General features: G+C 41.1%; 16 protein-coding genes. 9 read left to right on the forward strand and 7 right to left on the reverse strand.

The genetic code is table 11. From position 1 onward, the window contains the following. Nucleotides 1-121: 121 nt before the first annotated feature. The 5 genes from argS to ON073_RS12830 all read left to right on the forward strand — a co-directional run bounded on the left by argS (nucleotide 122) and on the right by ON073_RS12830 (nucleotide 4880). The gene (gene argS / locus ON073_RS12810) at nucleotides 122-1864 is read left to right on the forward strand and encodes an arginine--tRNA ligase (RefSeq protein ID WP_274762272.1); all 1743 of its coding nucleotides are present in this window, start codon (nucleotides 122-124) and stop codon (nucleotides 1862-1864) included. Nucleotides 1865-2333: 469 nt separating this feature from the next. Beyond that, nucleotides 2334-2777, forward strand: coding sequence for an energy transducer TonB (locus ON073_RS12815; RefSeq protein ID WP_274762273.1), 444 nt, complete (start codon nucleotides 2334-2336; stop codon nucleotides 2775-2777). A gap of 133 nt (nucleotides 2778-2910) precedes the next feature. Then, nucleotides 2911-3192: a hypothetical protein gene (locus tag ON073_RS12820; protein ID WP_274762274.1), complete on the forward strand. Its 282-nt coding sequence runs from the start codon at nucleotides 2911-2913 to the stop codon at nucleotides 3190-3192. Between the two features lie 271 nt (nucleotides 3193-3463). Beyond that, nucleotides 3464-4099, forward strand: coding sequence for a pyridoxamine 5'-phosphate oxidase (gene pdxH, locus ON073_RS12825; protein WP_274762288.1), 636 nt, complete (start codon nucleotides 3464-3466; stop codon nucleotides 4097-4099). A gap of 1 nt (nucleotide 4100) precedes the next feature. Next, nucleotides 4101-4880 carry a TatD family hydrolase gene (locus ON073_RS12830; protein ID WP_274762275.1) on the forward strand — a complete coding sequence of 260 codons (780 nt, stop codon included), beginning with the start codon at nucleotides 4101-4103 and terminating at the stop codon, nucleotides 4878-4880. On the opposite strand, the gene ON073_RS12835 is transcribed toward ON073_RS12830, so the two are convergent. Next, nucleotides 4847-5464: an AhpA/YtjB family protein gene (locus ON073_RS12835; RefSeq protein ID WP_274762276.1), complete on the reverse strand. Its 618-nt coding sequence runs from the start codon at nucleotides 5462-5464 to the stop codon at nucleotides 4847-4849. The genes ON073_RS12830 and ON073_RS12835 overlap by 34 nt on opposite strands. A gap of 83 nt (nucleotides 5465-5547) precedes the next feature. On the opposite strand from ON073_RS12835, the gene serB reads away from it, so the two are divergent. Next, entirely contained in the window at nucleotides 5548-6522 is a 975-nt protein-coding gene (serB, locus tag ON073_RS12840) for a phosphoserine phosphatase SerB (RefSeq protein ID WP_274762277.1), read from the forward strand. Between the two features lie 79 nt (nucleotides 6523-6601). On the opposite strand, the gene ON073_RS12845 is transcribed toward serB, so the two are convergent. Next, a complete protein-coding gene (locus tag ON073_RS12845) occupies nucleotides 6602-9130 on the reverse strand; it encodes a PilZ domain-containing protein (protein WP_274762278.1) in 2529 nt (842 codons plus the stop codon). A gap of 205 nt (nucleotides 9131-9335) precedes the next feature. Between ON073_RS12845 and radA the strand changes: the two genes are divergently transcribed. Further along, entirely contained in the window at nucleotides 9336-10706 is a 1371-nt protein-coding gene (radA, locus tag ON073_RS12850) for a DNA repair protein RadA (protein WP_274762280.1), read from the forward strand. Between the two features lie 133 nt (nucleotides 10707-10839). On the opposite strand, the gene serA is transcribed toward radA, so the two are convergent. From serA to ON073_RS12875, 5 genes are all read right to left on the reverse strand, one after another. After that, nucleotides 10840-12069, reverse strand: a complete 1230-nt coding sequence (gene serA / locus ON073_RS12855) for a phosphoglycerate dehydrogenase (protein ID WP_274762281.1) — start codon at nucleotides 12067-12069, stop codon at nucleotides 10840-10842. A gap of 15 nt (nucleotides 12070-12084) precedes the next feature. Further along, a complete protein-coding gene (gene rpiA, locus ON073_RS12860; RefSeq protein ID WP_274762282.1) occupies nucleotides 12085-12741 on the reverse strand; it encodes a ribose-5-phosphate isomerase RpiA in 657 nt (218 codons plus the stop codon). A gap of 64 nt (nucleotides 12742-12805) precedes the next feature. Then, nucleotides 12806-13387: a 5-formyltetrahydrofolate cyclo-ligase gene (locus tag ON073_RS12865; RefSeq protein ID WP_274762283.1), complete on the reverse strand. Its 582-nt coding sequence runs from the start codon at nucleotides 13385-13387 to the stop codon at nucleotides 12806-12808. A 15-nt stretch (nucleotides 13388-13402) separates the two neighbouring features. Further along, nucleotides 13403-13936, reverse strand: a complete 534-nt coding sequence (locus tag ON073_RS12870; RefSeq protein WP_274762284.1) for a hypothetical protein — start codon at nucleotides 13934-13936, stop codon at nucleotides 13403-13405. 109 nt (nucleotides 13937-14045) lie between these two features. Beyond that, nucleotides 14046-15545, reverse strand: a complete 1500-nt coding sequence (locus ON073_RS12875; protein WP_274762285.1) for a S10 family peptidase — start codon at nucleotides 15543-15545, stop codon at nucleotides 14046-14048. Between the two features lie 314 nt (nucleotides 15546-15859). Between ON073_RS12875 and ON073_RS12880 the strand changes: the two genes are divergently transcribed. Further along, a complete protein-coding gene (locus ON073_RS12880) occupies nucleotides 15860-16639 on the forward strand; it encodes a DUF2189 domain-containing protein (protein ID WP_274762286.1) in 780 nt (259 codons plus the stop codon). Between the two features lie 120 nt (nucleotides 16640-16759). Then, complete coding sequence (locus tag ON073_RS12885) at nucleotides 16760-17992, forward strand: GGDEF domain-containing response regulator (RefSeq protein WP_274762287.1); 1233 nt, start codon at nucleotides 16760-16762, stop codon at nucleotides 17990-17992. Nucleotides 17993-18094: the final 102 nt, after the last annotated feature.

Below are 18094 nucleotides of genomic sequence, written 5' to 3' on the forward strand. Positions count from 1 at the left end.
TTTAGTCAAAAAGTTAAGTTACATTGATAACGTGTTGTGGTGTTATCAGATTTAAAAACGAATAAAAATAACATGGCTTGGTTGAGATTACTCCTAAGCGGTGTGTAACAGGAAATAGAAAATGAATATTCGTCAGATATTAGTAGAAAAAGCCGTTGCAGCCATGGTTGCAGCAGGCTTACCAGAAGATACCAACCCAGCGGTAACGCAAAGTACCCGCCCGCAGTTTGGTGATTACCAAATTAATGGTGCAATGGGCGCTGCGAAAAAGTTAAAAACGAATCCGCGTGAACTTGCACAAAAAATTATCGATAATTTAGATGTCAGCGATATTGCTTCGCAAACTGAAATTGCAGGCCCAGGTTTTATTAATATTCACTTAAAGCCAGAGTTTTTAGCTGACACACTTTCATCTTCAAACCAAGATGAAAAACTGGGTGTTGCTGAGCATGCTAGCGCACAAAACGTGGTAGTAGATTACTCATCGCCTAACCTTGCAAAAGAAATGCACGTCGGTCATTTACGCTCAACCATTATCGGTGATGCGGTAGTACGTGCACTTGAGTTCCGCGGCGACTCCGTTACCCGTCAAAACCACGTAGGTGACTGGGGTACGCAATTTGGTATGCTGATTGCGCACCTAGAAGACTTACTTAACCAAGGTGTTGATCTTGAATCAGTAGCTTTAGCTGATTTAGAAACCTTCTACCGCGATGCGAAAAAACGTTTTGACGATGAAGACGGTTTTGCTGATAAAGCACGTGACTACGTAGTTAAGCTGCAAGGTGGCGATGCACACTGTGAAAAGCTGTGGAAACTGTTTATTGATACCTCAGTAAAACACTCTGAAGAAGTGTACGCAAAGCTAAACGTTACCCTTAAGCCTGAAGATATTAAAGCTGAAAGTGCTTATAACGATGCGCTGCAAGGTGTTATTTCTCTACTTAAAGAAAAAGGCATTGCGGTTGAAGACCAAGGTGCACAAGTAGTATTCCTTGATGAGCTTGCAAATAAAGACGGTGAACCATCTGTATTTATCGTGCAAAAATCAGGTGGCGGCTTTCTATATGCAACTACCGACTTAGCAGCGTGTGATTACCGTTCTAACAAACTAGGCGCAGACCGTATTTTAATCTTTGTAGATGCACGTCAAAGCCTGCACTTCAATCAAGTTGAATTAACAGCACGTAAAGCTGGCCTGTTACGTGACGAAACCACGTACGAGTTCTGCCCATTCGGCACCATGATGGGTGAAGATGGTAAACCATTTAAAACCCGTACTGGTGGCACAGTTAAACTAGCTGAGCTACTAGAAGAAGCCGTTAGCCGCGCAACTGACAAACTAGCTGAGCGCGAATCAGACCTAAGTGCTGAAGAACGCGCTGAAATCGCTCGTAAAGTAGGTATTGGTGCTGTGAAATACGCGGATCTTTCGAAGAACCGTACCAGCGATTATATCTTCAACTGGGATACCATGCTGAGCTTTGAAGGTGCAACAGCGCCTTACTTACAGTATGCATACACGCGTGTGCGCAGTATCTTCCGTAAAGCAGGTATTGACGCTGCAAGCTTAAATGCACCAATCTCAATTGTTGAAGCGCAAGAAAAGGCGTTAGCAATCAAACTAATCCAGTTTGAAGAAGTGCTAGATCAAATGATTGCTGAGGCGACGCCGCACGTTTTATGTAGCTACTTATATGAACTAGCAAGCCTATACATGAGCTTCTACGAAGCATGTCCGGTACTTAAAGAGGGTGTAGAACCAGCTACCAAAGAAAGCCGCTTAATGCTGTGTAATTTAGTGGCGAAGACGCTAGCGAAGGGTCTAGATCTACTAGGTATCGAAGTTATGGAGCAAATGTAACCTACAGCATATGCTTCGCTTTGAAAGCGTTACATAAAGCTTTTTACCGAATCACATACTAAAGTATGCTCAGCGGCTAAAAAGCTTTATGTGCCTTGTCAATTTCTCGCCTATTTGTAGGACTTTGCTTCCTATTTCGCATTAATACTGCGTCAGGTTTTTAATCTACCCCAATCACATAGCAGGCTATGCTCATGGGGCTAGATTAAAAACCTTCCTTGTCTAAATGCAAACTAGTTTGCAAATAGTATCAATTTTCTTCTTCAATAATTTCCGAATTACATACCAAAGTAAGCTCAGCTCTTAAGAAATTTATTTTATATTTGAAAGCAAGGTTTTTTTCGATTTTACGCCTATTTGTTGGTATTAGTTTTCAAATGAAATGAAGCTCCCTTAATTAATTGAAAAACTTGATTAAAATGGGTAGTTTATATTTATTCAAAGGAAGTTAAATAACCAAGGAATAAGTATGAAAAAATCTCTTTTGCTCATCATGTTAGCTGCACAATGTTTTACGATTGATGCGAAAACTATTGTCTATGGTGATGTTAAATTGACACACTTAAAGCCTACAAAAGAAAATACGCACTGGGTTAGGAAAAAACAAGTAAGTCCCTTGTACCCGGTAAAGCTAGCTAAAAAGGGGATTGCGGGCTGTGGGATTTTTAAGGTGGTGGTTAATGAAAAAGGTAAAACAGACTCTGTTGAACTGATCCAAAGTGTTCCCGAAAAAGTAATTTTCAGGCCAAGTAAGAAAATTATCAGAAAGTGGGACTGGGTGCAGACGCAAGGTGGTGAAGCCAAAGCTGAGGAAAAAATAATTCGCCTTGATTATTGCTTAGGTGGTAACTCAGTTGAAGAGGCGGAAGCTATTTGCCTTAAACAGTCACAATATAACTGCAGTGCTTCATAACACCTTATACAAACCCAATGTCAGTAAAGACTTGCTGGTTTACCAATATGAGGTTTCAGGTTGTGGATGACTTCCTTAAATCGAAATGTGGACTAATAAGGTGTTATGTTTCTGAAGTACGATAAGGATATTTATGAAACCATATAAAAATTTACAATCTCAAAATTTACCATTACTACTTTTAATAGCTAGATTTACTGCGGTTATAGGTATTGTTTTCTTTATTGTAGCAATACTAGCGACTCTAATTACTATTCCTTCAGGAGTAACTAGTTTGTTAAGCGCCATAGTATTTATACCAATGGCTATAGTTGTTCTGTTAATGTCAGGATTAATGGCTGCAATTGTATCGTTTGAAGAAAATTATCGTCAAAGAACTGCGGTACTTATCAACGAAAATAAACATATAAGTTAAGGGTCTGCTAATAGCTTGCTCGGTGTCGCTACGCTGCACATTTTAGCAAGCTACTATCACTCTTTATTGGTGTGTTACCAAAGGCTGAAATTGGTACATAACAGCCTATAACAGATGATGTTTAGGAACACTCCCTCATCCATTAAATCAAACCAGAAAATACAATCTAACCCCAACCCTTTATTTTAAATCAACTATATAACCAATCTTTATTGGTATTTCACACGTATCTGTTTACCATAAGCTTATACAATATCTTTTGGAAAAGATGATGAAAATTGATGATATTCGCCGTGAGTATTTAAAGGATGGTTTGTCTGAAGATAAGCTGTTAGACAACCCAATTGAGCAGTTTGAATCGTGGTTGCAGTTAGCGGTAGACGCTAAGTTAGATGACCCAACAGCCATGGTTGTGGCAACGGTAGATAGCAATGGTCAGCCGTCGCAGCGTATTGTGTTGTTAAAAGATGTGAATCCAAATGGTTTTGTCTTTTTTACCAATACTGAGTCGCGCAAGGCGCAGGAAATTGCGGGCAATAACAAGGTGAGTTTGCATTTCCCATGGCACAGCTTGGAGCGTCAGGTGATTGTTTATGGTACGGCAAAGCCATTATCTAATTTAGCGGTAACTAAGTACTTTTTATCGCGTCCTAAAGAGAGCCAGCTTGCGGCGTGGGCATCGGCGCAAAGTCGCCCGGTGTCATCGCGTAAAGTGCTGATGGAAAAATTCCAGCAAATTAAAAATAAGTTTAGTGAAGGCGAAGTACCATTGCCATCATTTTGGGGTGGCTACTGCATTGAGCCGCATCAAATTGAGTTTTGGCAAGGCGGTGCAAACCGTTTGCACGACCGCTTTATGTATAAACTTGAAGATGGCGTGTGGACTAAGCAGCGCTTAAATCCATAATATGGCGTTTTTTGACACGCACTGTCATATCGACTTTGATGAGTTTGAAAATGACCGTGACAAGGTGTTAGCAGATGCGGCACACTTTAATGTGTCTCAGATGCTGGTACCGGGCGTAACGCTTGCACAAAGCGCTAAGATACTTTATTTAGCAAACACCCAAGGCATTACGTTTTACAAAGCTCTTGGGTTACACCCGTATTTTTTAAATGAGCATCAACAGGGCGATTTCGACCGCCTTGCAACGCTTGCCAAAAGTCATCGCGAGTCATTGGTGGCAATAGGTGAGTGCGGTATCGACCGCAGTATCGACAAGCTCGATGACCAACAGCAGCTTTTTTTACAGCATATTGAACTTGCAAATCAGTTGTCACTGCCGCTGGTGGTGCATCACCGAAAAAGTCATGATTTAATTGCTGAAGCATTTAAAACACTAAAACCTAAATGTGGCGGTATTATTCACGCATTTAGTGGTTCTTTGCAGGTGGCTAATTACTATGTTGAACAAGGTTTTAAGTTAGGCGTTGGCGGCACAATTACGTATGCGCGTGCGCAAAAAACACGTGATGTGATTGCCAGTATGCCGGTTGAGCACTTAGTGCTAGAAACCGACGCACCTTCAATGCCGCTTTATGGTTTTCAAGGGCAGCGCAATACACCGTCGCAGATAACGCGGGTATTTGATGAGCTGTGCGAATTAAAAGGTATCGAGACGCAAAGCGCCCGAATAATGCTTGCCGAACAGCTTTACTCTTCGTCTTGCTCAGTATTGCGAATATAGCGTTTAACTTGCCAGCGTTTGATCTTACGCGCTAATACCCAAGTAAGAACCACACTTAAAATCAACATAAGGGCAATTTGCTTACTTACTTCGTGAAGGTAATCATGACCTTCGCGAATTGCAGCTGGAAAAGTGTAAGTGAGTCTAACAAAGCCAATACGTTTGCCTTTCACGAATACGTCACTTATCACAGGGGTTGCTAATTTAGATAACCCAGGCAACGCATTGGGGGTTTTTAATAAATCCTGATAAGAAGCCGCAAAGTTACTTTGAGCAAGCAAATTACCGAACTTATCAAACACCGCAGCAGTTTGAATAAATTCATCTTGCGCAAAATTATTTACTAAGCGATTGAGTGATTTGTTGTCTTCTTCTTGGATTGCAAACCGTGCACCTAAAGCAAGTTGCTGAGCAAGCCCTTGCGCAGTGGTTTTGCTTTGTTTATCGAGGATTTGGTGGCCTTTAAAGCTAGTATTAAAACCAATATGGGTGAGCGCAATAAGGCATATCGCAGCTATCATTAAGCGCGATATTCTCTGATATGTGGAGGCGAAAGCCGGATTGCGGTCTTGGTTTTTTTTCATATTGCTCAATGCCTTTTGGACAGTGTGCTGTTTTCTTGGTTAAATTGCAACAACACCAAAGTCTAGCTGTAAGAGAGTCTCTTATGTTTGAAAGTATGGCGGAATTTGAGCAATTTTTCTCGCATATTCACACCAATCAATGGCATCAAGTTGCTGAATTTAATAATCAAGAAAACGCGACTTGTTACGTGTTACTTTCAACAACCCAGTCAAACCTTGCTATAAGCGATGAATTATTAGTGGCTCTTGCGAGTTTATCGGTTGCTAAAATCGCAAAAGTTGCGCCTCATCCAGAGTTGCCAAATGCACTTGCGTTACATGTTCAGGCATCGCTACAAAACACAAAAGAGGTGCTTAAAGCGTTTTTAGCGCCAAGTGAAGTGGTGGAAGTTAATATATTTGCAAATGTGCCTTCTATAAACCAACCAGGCTTGCTTGTGATGGATATGGACTCAACTGCCATTCAAATTGAGTGTATTGATGAAATAGCCCGTTTAGCGAACGTCTATGAGGAAGTGGCCAGTGTGACACGCCAAGCAATGCAAGGGGCATTACCGTTTTCTGAAAGTTTGCGAAAGCGTGTTGCCAAGCTTGAAGGTGTATCGCTTGAGTTAATGGCGGAGCTTAAAGATAACTTGCCATTAATGCCTGGGGTTAAGGCGCTGTGTCAGCACCTAAAGGAAAAAGGCTGGAAACTTGCCATTGCATCAGGTGGTTTTGTGCCATTTGCTGAGCGCGTACAAACACTTCTGCAGCTAGATGCAATTCACGCGAATACCTTAGAAGACAACGGTGCAGAGCTTACAGGTAAAGTGCTAGGTACGATTGTCGACGCTGATGAAAAAGCGCGTTTTTTAACTCACTATGCAAATGAGCTAAATTTGCCTATTTCACAAACGATTGCGATGGGCGATGGTGCAAATGATTTAGTGATGATGGCGGCAAGTGGCCTTGGTGTGGCTGTTCATGGCAAGCCGCTCGTTGCTGAAACAGCTGATGTGGCAGTTAATTTTGGCAGCCTTCTACAAGTGCTGTATTTTATTTCTTTGCCTGAATAGGTCAGGGGCTTCAGCCTGAATTAGGGTTACTAATTCAGGCTGAATACAATCGCAGCGCTTTAAATCTAATTAGATAAACCTACTCAAACAAATTGCTTAACTGGTACTGCGCGGTTTTTGACCAAAGCGCCTTGCGTTTATTAAGGCTTTCTTGCACATCAGCAGAAACGCCATAACGGGTTAATACTTCCTGGGTGATATCCACTGCGTCACCAACACCAATAACTGACCAAAGTTCTTCCTCTAGATCTTTAGCTTTATGCTGTGCATATTGGCTGATATAGCTAAGCTCTTTGGCGATATAATCAGTGTCGGGGCGGCCGGTACGCGAAATATATAAACGGAAAGCAAAAAATAGCTCTTCTGCCACGCTCGCTTTAACAAAGTTACTACGGTCGTTTAGTGCTTTGAAATCAAGTAACTCAGTGATAAATGCTTTATCAGCATCGCGCTCTTTTGGTTGTAAACGCACGTACAAGTCAAATTGTAGTGGCGCATCATGACGTGCCATTTCTTTTAATGGCAATGCAATCATATTTTCAAAATCATCGTGTTTGATCAGCTGTTTAAACTCAAATTGCTTATTTAGCCCTGCGATATGGCTTAGCAGTAAATGACAGGTGTTTGGATAAACCCCTTTAGCAATTGCGCCCACTTTGATTTGTGAGCCCCGCTTGTGCAGGTAAAATGGGAACTGACAAACATTTTTAGTCACCATATTACGTAGGGCAGTCGAAAGCCCTGGTGTTTTTGGTGATTCTTCTGATGCAACCAGCTTAGATTTATTATTGGCAATGAGCTGATTAAAAAAGCGAACCCCTTGGTGTTCTGTATCTGATGATGGTTTATAGCTGCGTAAATTAACGATGGTTTTTGTTTTACTAACCGCCATCACTTCATAGGGCAACTTGTTTAGCTGGAACTTCTTGGTGAGCTTTTGCAATTCAGGGAATGCTACCAGCAGCAAATCCCCTTTTTCATAATTGGTTGGAGAGGCAAGCTCAAGTTGCAAGCCATTGATTGAAAAATCAAGGGTATGCCCCGTCAAGTTACCTTTTTCTTCTTGCTCTAGTTGAATAGGCGTTTTATACAAATATCGGGTTTCGTTGCGTAAGTTAATGTAATCAAGGGCAACAAACTCAAGGCTTGGATAGCTACGCAGTTTTTGATGGCCATACTGTTTTAAATGATTTACATGGCTTTTATCAAACGTAATTTGTTTAAATTGTTCAGTTGAAGACGTACTCGTAATATCTGTGATTAGTGCTAAATATTTTGCATCTTTAACAATACCTTGCACTCGTGGTGAGGGCGGTTTGTTAAGCTTAGCTATTTCGCTGCTTGCACTATCGGGTAATGAGAGCGGTATATAACTATCTTCACTTGAGCACGGCATTAACTGCACATTAAAAATACGAAAACTAGGTTTTTGGCTGGCAAAACCCCAAAATAAATTGCGTAAATTAGGGGTGTTATTGAGCTCTTGCTCACTAGCGGAATAAAAAAATAGTTTTCCACTATTGGTGTGGGTAAAACAAAATAAGTTGAGTTGCTTTACATCGCCCGGTGATTTAATTAGCTGATTAATACGCGCAGGATTAAGTACTTGCGGTAGCACCGAATTTCGGTTTTCGTCGTTAAAAAAGCGCGCCACATTAAGGTTGTTTTCATTTGTCAGAACTAAAGAGGGGCTAACGCGCGCATCTTTAACGCTTAAAAATAAAAATAATGACGAAACGCGCGGCAGGTAATACTGCTCGTAACCTTTAACAATTACAGCATCAAGAGTGTTATCGAGGTTAACTTTGTAGCGGCGTTTGTTGCCATGAATAAAGCTCTTCAGAAAATCATCAATGGTTTTACTTTCGTTATTGAAAGTACGCTTCATACGCACATAATTATGATCTGCATTGATTTTTTCCACAGCGACAACTTCGTACTCAAGACCGTTTTTAATGCCAAGCTCAAAATCTTGCTCTAAACCTACTAGGCGCATTCTGAGTGTTTCGCCTTTAGCAAGCTGGTAACGCGAGTGTAGTTTTACTTTACAGCCGCTGACAGAAATATCTGACGTCGATGCTTCTATTTCGCTGCCAGAACTTAAATAGAGTTTAACTTTTATCGAGTAATTCATGCGCTCTTCAGAGCGCGATTCATAGGAAGCAAACGACACCCAGTTGATGCTTGGCTTTTCTTCTTTTGTTTTGGCTGTGGTTGGTTGAGGTGCTAGCTCACCACGTTCTTGCGCTTTACGCTGCATCACTTTGTGATTATTTTCGGTATTCATAACCGCTTCGTAAACGGCAAGGGTATATCGCTTATAGCGGCGAATGCCTGCCTCAAATACATTGATAGCGGTTTCATCCATAAAGTGCTGTTTACCGTTATAGGTATAAGAGCGTACTTCACCGGTAACTTGACCACGTAAATCAATAAAGCGATTGATAGGCTGGAGAAGACGATTCATCTCCATTTTAATGAGGAATCTGTCTGAACTGCTTAATGTTTTGGTCTTTTTAGCAAAAACCGCATCGAAATTTGGGCGGCCTAAATCCCGCTTTAGTTCTTCGATAAGCGATTGATACTTTATCAATACATCTTCAGCCATAAAAAAGAAGCGTTCCTTATTTTTTTATTATTCTGCCTGCGTGAATAGGTTAAGATACCAGACAATTTTTGTTTTAGCTTGTCGCAGAATGCGATTAAGCATCATTAAATAAGTAAAGCAATTACTATACCAGTATCCAAGCAACTTATGTTGATCTATACGTGGTTGGCAGCAATTGCGTTCAAACTTATAAGAGTCGGTTTTTATGGGTAAAAATAAAACAGCGTTTGTGTGCAGTGAGTGTGGCGCAGAATTCGCACGTTGGCAAGGGCAATGTGGTGAGTGTAAATCGTGGAATACAGTGACTGAATTTCGTGTACCTTCGATAAAGCAAACGCCACGAGCAGGTGCTACATCAGGTTATGCCGGTGCCATTGAAGCAAAAGTACAAACACTGGATGAAGTGAACTTAGAACAGTTACCGCGTTTTACTACTGGCTTTACCGAATTTGACCGTGTACTTGGTGGTGGTGTGGTACCTGGCAGTGCAATATTGATTGGCGGCTCACCAGGGGCGGGTAAAAGTACGTTATTATTGCAAACCATGTGTTTACTCGCGCAAACCATGAATACCTTGTATGTCACCGGTGAAGAATCGCTACAGCAAGTTGCTATGCGTGCAAAACGCCTTGGCTTACCAACTGATAAACTTAAGACGCTTGCCGAAACTAACGTCGAAACGATTTGCCAATTAGCGCTTAGAGAAAAACCACAAATTATGGTTATTGACTCTATCCAAGTCATGCATATGGCCGATATTCAATCGGCACCGGGTAGTGTATCTCAAGTGCGAGAAGGTGCGGCTTACTTAACCCGTTTTGCTAAGCAAAACCAAGTGGCGATTATTATGGTCGGCCACGTGACTAAAGATGGCACTCTTGCAGGTCCTAAAGTGTTAGAGCACTGTATCGATTGCTCTATTTTACTTGAAGGCAGTAGTGATAGTCGCTTTAGAACGCTGCGTGGTAATAAAAACCGCTTTGGTGCGGTGAACGAGCTGGGTGTATTTGCCATGACGGGGCAGGGCTTAAAAGAAGTGAGCAACCCATCGGCTATTTTCTTAAATCGCTCAGATGAACAAACCCCAGGTTCACTAGTAATGGTTATTTGGGAAGGCACGCGGCCATTATTAGTTGAGGTGCAAGCGCTGGTGGATTATTCACAGCTCGGTAACCCAAGGCGTGTTACGGTTGGTCTGGAACAAAACCGCCTCGCCATGTTGTTAGCTGTGCTACACCGTCATGGTGGCCTGCAAGTATCTGATCAAGATGTCTTTGTTAATGTGGTGGGTGGTGTAAAGGTCACTGAAACCAGTGCTGATTTAGCCTTGATCACTGCACTTGTATCAAGTTTTAAAAATGCCTCATTGGCTCGTGAGCTTGTGGTTTTCGGTGAAGTGGGTTTAGGCGGTGAAATTCGCCCTGTGCCAAGCGGCGTAGAACGTTTAAAAGAAGCGGCTAAGCATGGTTTTAAACGTGCAATTGTACCAATAGCCAATAAACCAAAAGAGCAAATTGAAGGTATGGAAGTAATTGGCGTAAGTTCACTATCACAAGCACTGGAAGCGCTATTCTAATACCAATTGCATTAATTAGCTGGTCATTTAACTCGCTAGAATGATCAAATGATTAATAAAATTGGTATAAATTCATTTAGGCACAAAAAAAGCAGCGTAATGCTGCTTTTTTTGTGCTGTTTTGATACTGCAATTAGTGAAGAATACGGGCGCGAATAGTGCCGTCAATGGCGCGTAATTCTTTAAGTGCTATTTCAGAGTGATCTGTCTCAACATCAATTACTACATAACCAATATTTTCATTGGTTTGTAGATACTGCGCCGCAATGTTAATACCGTGCTGGGTAAACGCTTGGTTAATTTGCGTTAACACACCAGGGCGGTTGTGGTGGATGTGCAGTAAACGACTGCGCTTTGCAAGCTCAGGTAATGATACTTCAGGGAAGTTAACCGCTGAAACAGTTGACCCGTTATCTGAATACTTAGCGAGTTTTCCAGCTACTTCTACACCAATGTTCTCTTGTGCTTCTTGGGTTGAGCCACCAATGTGAGGCGTTAAAATTACATTATCGAATTCACGAAGCGGTGACACAAATTCTTCGTTATTACCTTTTGGCTCAACCGGGAATACATCGATTGCAGCGCCAGAAAGTCGCTTTTCTTGAAGGCTGCTGGCAAGCGCGTCGATATCGACAACGGTACCGCGTGATGCGTTTATTAAAATGGCACCTTGCTTCATAATTTCAAGTTCAGCTGCACCAATTAGGTTTTTAGTTTGCGCAGTTTCAGGTACATGTAAGCTCACAACGTCTGAAGTTTGTAATAACTGGGTTAGGTTTGCCACTTGTGTTGCGTTACCAAGTACAAGCTTATCTTCAATATCAAAGAATTGTACTTTCATGCCGATGTTTTCAGCCATGATGCTAAGCTGTGTACCGATATGGCCGTAACCAATAATACCTAAGGTTTTGCCACGCGCTTCAAATGAACCAGCGGCTGATTTATCCCACTCGCCACGGTGCGCTTTTGCGTTTTTCTCAGGAATACCGCGTAATAGCAATAGGATTTCACCTAGAACTAGCTCAGCTACTGAACGTGTGTTTGAAAATGGTGCATTAAAAACTGGAATACCAAATTTTTGTGCAGCATCGAGTGATACTTGGTTGGTACCAATACAAAAGCAGCCGATTGCAACCAGCTTGTCTGCTTGCTCAAGTACTGCTTCTGTTAGGTGAGTGCGCGAGCGAATACCAACAAAGTGGGCATCGCGTAAGCGTTCAATTAGTTCTGGCTCTGGCAAGGAGGTTTTAACATAATCAATGTTGGTGTAACCATTACGCTTAAGTGTTTCAACGGCACTTTGGTGCACACCTTCAAGCAGTAAAATTTTAATTTTGTCTTTTGCTAACGATACCTTGCTCATAACCTTTCCTAAAAATTACTTCAGTGTTTTAGGACCCTCTGGAGTGCCTACAATCACTGTGTTTGCGCCGCGGTGGGCAAATAAACCATTGGTTACTACACCAACAATTTGATTTATTTTTTCTTCAAACTGTTTAGCATTGTCGATATGCATATTGTGCACATCTAAAATGACATTGCCGTTATCCGTTACAACCCCTTCGCGATAAACAGGATCACCGCCAAGCTCTACTAATTCGCGAGCAACATAGCTGCGAGCCATAGGGATCACTTCAACAGGTAACGGAAACTTACCAAGTACGTCGACAAGCTTTGTCTCATCAACAATACATACAAACTGTTTTGCTACTGCTGCCACGATTTTTTCACGTGTAAGAGCTGCACCACCACCTTTGATCATTTCGTTAAGCGTGTTGATTTCATCTGCGCCATCAACATACACACTTAAGCTATCAACGTCGTTGAGTTCGAAAATTTCAATACCAAGCGCTTTTAACTTTTCAGTTGACGCTTCTGAACTCGAAACGGCACCGCGGATATCATCTTTCATCGTCGCCAGTGCATCAATAAAGTGGTTTACCGTTGAACCTGTACCAACACCAACAATGCTGTCTTTTTCAACGTATTCGAGTGCAGCCCATGCAGCTGCTTTTTTCATTTCATCTTGAGTCATAGATAAAGGCCTAATTTTTGAACGGAAATAGAGTTGTTATTATACCTAGTTGGCTGTTACATGCTTACCATAAATAACACTTTTTTGGTGTTACTATGGTTTTAAGTGGTACATCCCAACTTTCAATTGGTAACTGGTCAACTTGTTGGCAATTATGGGCAAGACCAATTATTTCTGGCTTGCTTAGCGTCTCGCGGTAATATTTTGCGAGGGTGCGATCATAATAGCCGCCACCCATTCCAAGGCGGTTACCTTGCAGGTCGAAAGCAACAAGTGGTGTGCATAGCACATCTAAGTCTTCAACCGGACAAACCTGACTACAATTTAACTTGGGTTCCAAGATACCATAGCGATTTGGCGCCATGGGTGAATTTTTCTCATACCTTTGAAAGAGTAGGTAACCGCTACAAAAGGGGTGAAGTACAGGAAGGTAAACAGTAATGTCTCTTTGCCAAAATTCCTCAATTATCAAGGAAGTATCGATTTCACTGTCGTTTGATAAATAAATGCCAACACGGTTGATATTCGGGTTTTTTAAGTGTTGAAAAATGTTCACTTTAATTTTTTTCGCGGCTTCCAGTTGTTCATTTTCTGAAAGCGCAGTACGACGTTCTCGCATTAACTTGCGAATATTTTGACGATCCATGGTGTTTATCAGTATTTAAAAAGGGAGTAAGTCAGGGAATGCGATTACTACGCCTAAAAGAGAAAGCAGAATAACAATCAAAACAATGAATAACCAATTGATATTTTTTGATTTGCTAGTGGTTTCGAGCGTTTCATCAAATTCTAAATCCTCGCCCCAGCTGTTCGTATTTTCAGCTTCAAGCTCAAGATCCGTTTCACCATTTTGCAGTTGTTGTAAACGGGCTAAATCATCCACTTTTTCTTCTAAGCGAATAATCGATGTGGTGATGTAGTCAAGCGCAGCTAAGATGCGTTCATCTACATCATTTGTGCGTTCTTGTGCGTTTGATTTGCTGGTGCTGATAATGTCTACTTGAATACCTAATGCCGCAAACGTTTTTTGCTGTTTAACCGCTTTTTCATGAGCTATGGGGCTGAATATTTGCTTGCCCGCAAGAAACTGACTTGCCTTCGCGTCTGAAAGCTTAAGTTTTGTGGTTAAAATAGACTTCGCTTGCTCGGCTGATACACCGTTATTTAATTGTGCGAATTGAATGCGATAGCTCATATACAAGGCAAATTTTATTGTTTTGCTAAGTATATAGTTGTTAAAAGCTTTTTTGCAAAGTTAAAAAGCGGCATTAGATGCCGCTTTGGTGGTTGAGTTGAGAATTCTTTTAGTATTTAGCGGCACCTGTTGGCAGCGCGTTTAAAATAAATTCACGTACATCTTGGTTGGAAGTTTCTAAATCAGCGCGACGAAGGTACATCATATGGCCGCTTTCGTAGCCTTTAAAGCTTAAGCGTTCACGCATTTTGCCACTTGGGTCTAACTGCCACATGGTGTATTTGGCATCAAAGTAGTTCGTTGCACCGTCAAAATAACCAGACTGCACCATCACTTTAAGATAAGGGTTTTGCGCCATAGCTAAACGCAGGTTTTCACCGGTTTTATTATTTGTGCGATCCCATGGGTGAACAGAGCCAAACATGTTGTATTTAAGGTCAGTTTTGTAGCCCAGTTCTTGCTGTAAATAATAGTTAATTGCTGGGGTGAATGAGTGTAGCCAAGACGTTAATTCAGCCCAGTAATCAGGGCGGCTTCCTGCATCACGTTTATCAATGCCTTTATAACGAGAATCTAAACGACCTACCGTAAAACCTTCTTCACGCAGTAATTCTTTCCAAAACGCATCATTTGGAATATCCAGATTGTTTCGTAATACAAAGGTTTCGCTTAATGCTGTGTAGTTAGCAATTGTTGCGGCAATTTGCTGCTTTTCGTTTGCATCGATAAAGCCACCTTTGCTAATAGCAGAAATGGCTTTGTTGATAGTGAAGTCTTCAACTTCTGCTAAAAACGTCGTTAGCGGCATGTTTTGATATTTGGCATCTAGCTTGTTGTGATACCAAGCTGTTGCGGCAAAATATGGAATGCGGTTAGCAGCTTCAACCGGGCCTTCACGTTTAATGCCGATTTCTGTTGGTGATACTAAAATCACACCGTTTAAATACATCCATTGGCGGTTTTGCAGTTCAAGGGCAAGGCCTGAAACACGGGTTGTACCGTAGCTTTCACCAATTAAAAACTTTGGTGATAACCAGCGATTATTGCGCGTTACAAAGGTATTGATCCATTCAGCAAGGTATTTAATATCGGCATTAACACCAAAAAATAGCTCTTTTTGTTTGTCTTTGCTTGGCAGCTCACCTTTGTCGTTTTCAAGTATACGAGAGTAGCCTGTGTTAACAGGGTTTACGTAAACAATATCGGCAACATCAAGTACTGAATAAGGGTTGCTTTTTACACCATACGGTTGGACTGGGTAACCTTCATCATCAATATTTAGAATTTTTGGCCCTGTGTAGGCTAAGTGCATCCATACTGATGCAGAACCCGGACCGCCATTAAATGAAATCAGTAAAGGGCGTTTGCTGTAGTCTTCAATATCTGATTTTTGGTAGTAGGTATAATGTAAACTAGCTATTGGGTTGCCTTGTTTATCCCATACTGGCTGGGTGCCAACCGTTGCGCTGTATTTGATCTTTTTACCTAAGATTTTGGCTTGATGGTTGGAAGTTTGCTTATCGTCTATGGTTATTTTTCTTTCTGTCGCGTGTGATTGACTGCTTATCACAAGTGCAGAAAAAACAAATAACTGGAAAAGTCTTTTCATGTTGGCACTGCCTATAAAATAGTTTTTTGAGTTAATAAACAGACTACTTAATTTCAACTTATTTGGTCAAAGAGAGTGAGACCAATATAAGCATTTTTTCGTTGAATTACTAAAACTACCCTATACTGGTAAATAGTGCTTAAAAACTGTGAGTAATTATCTGTAAGGTTGTTTATTCACATAAAGCGAAGTTGATGGTTGTTTTTGCAGTTGAGAACACATTGAAAATAAAGTTGAACTTATAAAGCACCATGTTACGTATATTAAAACGATAAATTCTGTCTCAGCTAACTGATTCAAATAAGGAGAAAGTTATGCCACAAACTCCAGTAGCAGATAAGCATACGACTTTTGCCAGATGTTTAGAATGTAATAAAGTTGGACTTTTTGCCCCCCTGCATTGGCTTGCGCTTGGCTTTAAAGATATGGCAAGTGCGCCCATTTTGAGCCTGTTTTACGGGGTAATATTCAGTATTATCCCCGTTGCTATTTTGTATTTTGTTTATCAATCTGGCACGCACTTAGTGATTTTACCTGCAACCGTTGCATTTGCCTTGATTGGCCCTGCCTTTGCTGTTGGTTTATATGACATTGCATGGGAGCTTGAAAAACAACATAAACCCACTTTGAGTCACAGTTTAAAATCGATGTTTCGCAACCCTGTAGGGGAATGGGGGTTTGCTATTCTTCTTATGGTGGTGATGATTATTTGGATGCGTTTAGCGGCCTTAGTACATGCGCTTTATCCAAATAGTGTAAATCCAACATTAGAAGAATTGTCAGCTTTTCTTACCCTAGGATCATTTATAGGTGCAATTATGCTTGGCAGTGTATTTGCAATTTCAGCATTTACCCCACAAATTATGATGGAGCGCCGAGTCGATATAATGACAGCCGTGGTGTCATCCATTAATGCAGTGAAAGAAAATATAGGGGCAATGATTGTATGGGCACTTTGTATTGTTGCATTGGTTGCACTTGGGTTTGTAACAGGTGCGACTGGGTTTATAGTAATTATGCCGCTACTTAGCTACGCCAGTTGGCATGGCTATATTGCTATAATTAAACATAAAGGGCCACGTGGTTACGAATAATCTTATGGATTTTAATAAAAAGGGTGACGTTTGTTGCCCTTTTTTTAATGGTTCTATGGTATAAGGGTGTGAAAATAATAAGCCTATTAAAAGGCAGCTAAGCTTAGTTGGAGTGTAACTATGCAACGTATTTTAATCGTTGAAGACAGCAAAATGGTGCAGCAAGTGCTGCGTCATTTGGTATCGCAGTATTTATCAGTGCCGGTAGATTTTGCCGCATCATTACGTGAGTCTGCGGGACTTATTAAAAATAACAAATATACCCTTGCTCTTGTTGATTTAAACCTACCAGATGCCAGTAATGGTGAAGTAGCAACGCTAACCTTACGTTGTGGTATTCCGACACTTGTACTCACTGGTAGTATTGATGAATTTAAACGTCAGCAAATGCTTGAAATGGGTGTTGTTGACTATGTATTAAAAGAAAACCGTGATTCTTATACTTATGCGGTAAAACAACTCGCTCAGTTACTTGGGAATCAAGGAACTAAGGTGTTGGTGGCTGATGACTCGCAAACTAGCCGAACTATGATGCGCCAAAGTCTTGAACGTTTGCTTTATCATGTCGAGGAAGCTGAGGACGGCGAGCAGGCGTATCAAAAATTATTAACTGATGAGACTATAAAGCTTTTACTTACTGATTATGCAATGCCAAAGAAAGATGGTTTTGAGCTGGTTAAAAGTATTCGAGCCAAGCGTGGGCGTGACAGTTTAGGTATTATCGGAATCTCGGGCTCTGGCAGCCAAAGCTTATCTGCAAAGTTTATTAAGCATGGTGCAAATGATTTCTTAACAAAACCTTTTGCACCAGAAGAGTTTCACTGCCGCGTAATGATGACAATGGAGCAACTAAACTTAATTGAAACCATTAAAGATGCTGCCAATAAGGATTATTTAACAGGGTTATATAACCGCCGTTATTTCTATCAAGCGGCAGAACAAAAAGTCGCTGAGCAATCTCTACTAAGTGTTGCGGTGATAGATATTGATCACTTTAAACAGATTAATGATACCTATGGTCATCAAGCAGGTGATGAAGTGCTGAGCTTTTTATCAAACAAAATGGCTGAGCAATTTGGCAATGTATTGATGGCGCGTTTAGGTGGTGAAGAATTTGCAGTGATGTTCAGCAATGAAGATCAAGACAGTGCATTTGAAAAGCTCGATGAATTGCGTTTCTCACTTTCAAATATGCAGGTTGAGGCAGCAGGTCAATTTATTAGCTTCTCAATCAGTGCTGGTGTTGCACAGTTGCAACAGGATGAAGAGCTAACAGAACTTATTAATCGCGCCGATGTTGCGCTTTATGATGCCAAAGGTGGTGGGCGTAATCAGGTGGTGATCCACCAATAAAATAACATGTGAAGCGTAAAGCTAAGAGTTCGTAATCGACACTCTTAGCTTTTAATTTTTCTGAAATCTGAAATCTGAAATCTGAAATCTGAAATCTGAAAT

It is taken from the genome of Pseudoalteromonas sp. G4 (assembly GCF_028875915.1).
Taxonomy (GTDB): domain Bacteria; phylum Pseudomonadota; class Gammaproteobacteria; order Enterobacterales; family Alteromonadaceae; genus Pseudoalteromonas.